This is a genomic window from Methanocalculus sp. (genome assembly GCF_029762515.1).
GTDB lineage: Archaea > Halobacteriota > Methanomicrobia > Methanomicrobiales > Methanocorpusculaceae > Methanocalculus.
Genome location: NZ_JARVGN010000201.1, coordinates 1 through 4,072, shown reverse-complemented (window position 1 = coordinate 4,072; position 4,072 = coordinate 1). Strand labels below are relative to the sequence as shown.

Genomic DNA, 4,072 nt, shown 5'->3' with positions numbered 1-4,072 from the left:
GAATATTCTCCATACCAATAAAACGGGCAACAGCAGAACTCTTCGGGGTTTCAAATACGGAATCAACCGGCCCCTCCTGCATCCGGACACCATCGATAATCACCGCACAACGGGTTGCCATACGAAGGATCTCTTCCCGTGCGTGTGTCACCTGGACAATCGTGAGATGCTCTTCCCGGTGTATCCTGAGAAGATCTGCAATAATCTGTTCACGGGTGATTGGATCAAGTGCGGCGAACGGTTCGTCGAGGAGGAGAATTTCCGGATCAGAGGCAAGAGCACGTGCAATCGCCACACGTTGCTGCTCTCCTCCACTCAGGGTTCCCGGATACCGGTTTCTCAGATGAGAGATCCCAAACTGCATGAGAAGCTCATCCACCCGGCGATCAATTTCATCACGGGGACGTTTCTGCATCTTCATGCCAAACCCGATATTCTTCTCAACCACCATATGAGGGAAGAGCGAGTAATCCTGGTATACAAGAGAAATCCGGCGTTTCTCCGGGGGTATCAACGTTGTATTGGAGCCATTTATGAGCACCTCTCCTTTATCAGGGAGATGAAGCCCCGCAATCGCCTCAAGGATAACGGTCTTTCCGGCACCGGATGGACCGATGATAAAATAATAATCTCCCCTGTTGATTTTGATACTCACATCACGGAGTGCAAAATCTCCAAGTGCAAGAGATAAATGCCTAAACTCGATCATCGTGCCTCCCGATAAAGCGTGACAGGTACCGGAGTGCCAAAAAGACTGCAAAACACGCGAATATCATAATAAACGCAATGGTGCTGCTCTCCTTGAGACCCCCGGTTGTGAAGCGGTAATAGAGCAATGTTGAGATCACCATCGGATAATAGGCGATCATGATGATGGCTGCAAATTCCCCAATCGCCCGCCCCCATGAAAATATTGCCCCATTATAGATGTATCGTGCAGAGAGCGGCAGGACAACATGCAGGAATGCCAAAAACCGGGATGCGCCAAGAGTTCTCGCGACATTCTCAAGATGCACCGGGACTTTCTCAAAACCTTCCCGTGCCGAATTGATGAAATACGGGGAAGAGACAAAGAGCATCGCAACAACAATCCCGGGATAGGCATCTTCGAATGAAAACCCGATATCATAGAGAGGCCCCCCGATCAATCCCCGTTTCATAAAGAGGATATACACAAGAATTCCTGCAACCGTGTGGGGAAGCATCAGAGGGATATCAACAATCGTCTCGACAAATCTCTTTCCCCGGAAATCTGTCCTGGCAAGCACATAGGCAAGCGGGATGCCGAGGAACACAAGAATTACAATGGCGTTTGCACCGGCTGCCATGGTGAGTATGATCGAGTCAATCACTTTTGAGTCGGCTGCCACCTGCAGCAGGTGGGGAATATCTGAGAGTTCCCGAACCGTCATATTCAGGAGGGCAAGTAATGTGAGCGAAAGAATGAGACCGCCGAGGAGGGAGAAGGAGATGAGGCAGCGATCACGGAGAACTGGGATTTGAGCCATAGGTATCGGGCAGAAAAAAAGTTAAGGGTGTCAGGCGGTGAGTGCCTTCAATACTGAAGGTACAGAGCCAAATCCGCCTGCGGGGACAACCGGGGGCTGGCCCTGGCCATCCATAATAGCCTGCCCGGTGGGACCGATTAACATCTCGACAAATGCAAGACCTGCATCAGGATTCTCTGCATTCTTCGGGACAGTTGCACCGTAGACAATTGGCAGTCCCTTCATCATGCCGCCTTCAGTTTCAATAAGAACAGTGGCATAGGCAGACTCGTACTGGATGGATGAGAGGTCGATTGCCTCAGGAAGTACGATGAATTTGAGATCGTGCTGCACAGCAACCGACTGGTACTCCCATGCATAGTCGAGGCCGCCGCTCTGGAGCATCTGGACAAGTTCAACAGATTTCGGACGGATCTGGATGTTGCCTTTTGGCTCAGGTGATTTTGCGTGGACAGTAAAGATGCCATTCTCTTCAGTCACTGTGATTGCAGAGTTTGCTCCAACGAGCCGGTCAAAGATGGTATCATCGCCATAGTGTGCTTCTGCGAGCTGTATTGTCATCAGAGAGCGGTACCCGCAGGGGTCGAGATTGGGGTCAGAGAAGGCCCATGCCACATCGGGTTTTTCGAGGATTGTATACCAGTTGTCGGCATTGATCTCATCCACATACAGGCTGTCATCTGTATAGCAGAGCACCATCCGGTTTTTGGCAAATGTAACATACCAGTCGGCATGCGATGGAACCAGCAGTCCCGGGATAAGCGTGTAGTCAGCTGATGCAAAGACATCGGCGCTCTTATCGAGGTCGGAAATATCCTTGGCAAGTTTCGTTGAGCCGGCAGGAACCAGCTGTACAGTGGTACCGGGATATTTTGCTTCAAATGCAGCCGCCAGCTCCTCGAAAGGAACCGTGAGGCTTCCGGCATGGAAGACCATTACAATGCCGGAGATTTCCGGAGTGGTTACTGTCGGTGCAGGTTCATTCTGGCCCACGCAGCCGCAGAGGAATACTGCAGCCACAACAAGGGCCAGAGCGATGAAAATACTCTTCATCTCTTTCATATCAGGAGATTGACGATTATGTAAATTAAATATACCCATTTGTTTCTGATGTAAATGTAGTTTAATTAACTTATTGAACAAAGATCGATAAGAACCATTATAGTTCTATGAACACTGAGCATAATGGACAACATTTTTGCCCCAAAAGAACAAAAAAAACCTGAATAAAGAGAGAAGAGTCAATACTATGCAAAAAAGATCTTTTTGGTTAACGTGGATTATAACGGGAATCCCCATGCCCCCAGATCGGATCGCACCCATACTGCTCCATCCAGCCGCTATCATATCCTTTATCTGCCCCATCTGCCTGTTCTTCATCAGAAAAAGGAATCTCATACCCCATACAGTACTCAATCAGTACCTCATATGCCTCATTCAGGCGGACCATGCCATTGTGCGTCTCTTCGGATTCATATCCCGAGACATCCGGATGCCACTCCCGTGCAAGGGCATGATAGCGGGCGCGAATCTGGCTGATGCTTGCCGCATCACCGATACCCAGAATATCCGCAGCCTCCCTGAGAGAAAGACATTTACGAGCAGCCATACGATATCATGTGACCACAGGACGATAAATGAACCCATTGCGACAGGCCTTTGAAGACGATGCGGACGATTATGACCGCTGGTTCGATGATCATCCCCATATCTATTCCGCCCAGCTCTCTATGCTCCGGGATGCGGTGCCAACAGAGGGGCTGGGGCTGGAGATAGGCGTTGGTTCCGGGCGTTTTGCAGCCCCTCTCGGCATATCTCTGGGTATCGACCCATCACACGCACTGGCAGCACAAGCACGTGCACGGGGGGTAGAAACTGTGATCGGCGTTGGAGAGCACACCCCGTTCCGCGGCACCACCTGCGATGCCATCCTGATGATGACTGTCATCTGTTTTCTGAATGATCCATTCCCTGTCTTTCAGGAGGCATACCGTCTCCTGAAAACGAACGGAACACTCGTACTTGGCTTCATCGAGCGGGATGGGGAAATCGCACGCAAATACCAGAATGAAGATATAAAAGGGCGTTTTCTCCGGTATGTCACCTATTATTCAGTTGATGAGGTCACCGCCTTCTATAGAGATGCGGGTTTTTCAGAAGTTTCAATCTCACAAAGGGCACGGGGGTTCGCGGTGATCGTCGGGAAGAAGCTGTAAATTACCTAAATCTCCTCTGGCTACTCCACAACACCATTCCGGCATCTCCGGAAAGAGACATATACCGGAGAGCAGAGGGTCAAGGCACGATCGATGTACGGTTCAAGCCGCAATCATCTGCATTCATCCCCTTGACCAAAATTACGCCATATACCCATCCATATACTCCAGAAACCGCTCAACCGTCTCCGTTGAGTACGGCCCCTCCTCATATGCTGTTATCAGGGTAAGTTCTCCCCTGAAGGTATAGGCGGTGACCAGAAACCCATTTGGCCAGCAGATGCAGGGGATGAAGTGGAACCGTTCGAGGGAGAGAGCACGTCCTTCTTTTCCGGGCATAGGGAGATA

General features: G+C 50.3%; 5 protein-coding genes and 1 pseudogene. 1 reads left to right on the top strand and 5 read right to left on the bottom strand.

Annotated elements, in window-relative coordinates; genetic code table 11:
* The 4 genes from QCH34_RS07965 to QCH34_RS07950 all read right to left on the bottom strand — a co-directional run.
* The coding region (locus tag QCH34_RS07965; RefSeq protein ID WP_300332627.1) for an ATP-binding cassette domain-containing protein at positions 1 to 709 on the bottom strand (709 nt) is incomplete at its 3' end.
* The gene (locus tag QCH34_RS07960; RefSeq protein WP_300332625.1) at positions 696 to 1,508 is read right to left on the bottom strand and encodes an ABC transporter permease; all 813 of its coding nucleotides are present in this window, start codon (positions 1,506 to 1,508) and stop codon (positions 696 to 698) included. The genes QCH34_RS07960 and QCH34_RS07965, both read right to left, overlap by 14 nt.
* 30 nt (positions 1,509 to 1,538) lie before the next feature.
* Positions 1,539 to 2,570 (bottom strand): tungstate ABC transporter substrate-binding protein WtpA, encoded by a 1,032-nt coding sequence (wtpA, locus tag QCH34_RS07955; RefSeq protein ID WP_300332623.1) that lies wholly within the window; start codon positions 2,568 to 2,570, stop codon positions 1,539 to 1,541.
* 208 nt (positions 2,571 to 2,778) lie between these two features.
* Positions 2,779 to 3,117, bottom strand: a complete 339-nt coding sequence (locus QCH34_RS07950) for a J domain-containing protein (RefSeq protein ID WP_300332621.1) — start codon at positions 3,115 to 3,117, stop codon at positions 2,779 to 2,781.
* Between the two features lie 28 nt (positions 3,118 to 3,145).
* On the opposite strand from QCH34_RS07950, the gene QCH34_RS07945 reads away from it, so the two are divergent.
* Positions 3,146 to 3,724: a class I SAM-dependent methyltransferase gene (locus tag QCH34_RS07945; protein ID WP_300332619.1), complete on the top strand. Its 579-nt coding sequence runs from the start codon at positions 3,146 to 3,148 to the stop codon at positions 3,722 to 3,724.
* A gap of 141 nt (positions 3,725 to 3,865) precedes the next feature.
* On the opposite strand, the pseudogene QCH34_RS07940 reads toward QCH34_RS07945, so the two are convergent.
* Positions 3,866 to 4,072: pseudogene (locus QCH34_RS07940) on the bottom strand (condensation protein); the annotation flags it as partial.

Coding starts and splice junctions, on each gene's coding strand:
- QCH34_RS07960 (WP_300332625.1), bottom strand. CDS start 1,508: ATGGCTCAAATCCCAGTTCTCCGTGATCGCTGCCTCATCTCCTTCTCC.
- QCH34_RS07950 (WP_300332621.1), bottom strand. CDS start 3,117: ATGGCTGCTCGTAAATGTCTTTCTCTCAGGGAGGCTGCGGATATTCTG.
- QCH34_RS07945 (WP_300332619.1), top strand. CDS start 3,146: ATGAACCCATTGCGACAGGCCTTTGAAGACGATGCGGACGATTATGAC.
- wtpA (WP_300332623.1), bottom strand. CDS start 2,570: ATGAAAGAGATGAAGAGTATTTTCATCGCTCTGGCCCTTGTTGTGGCT.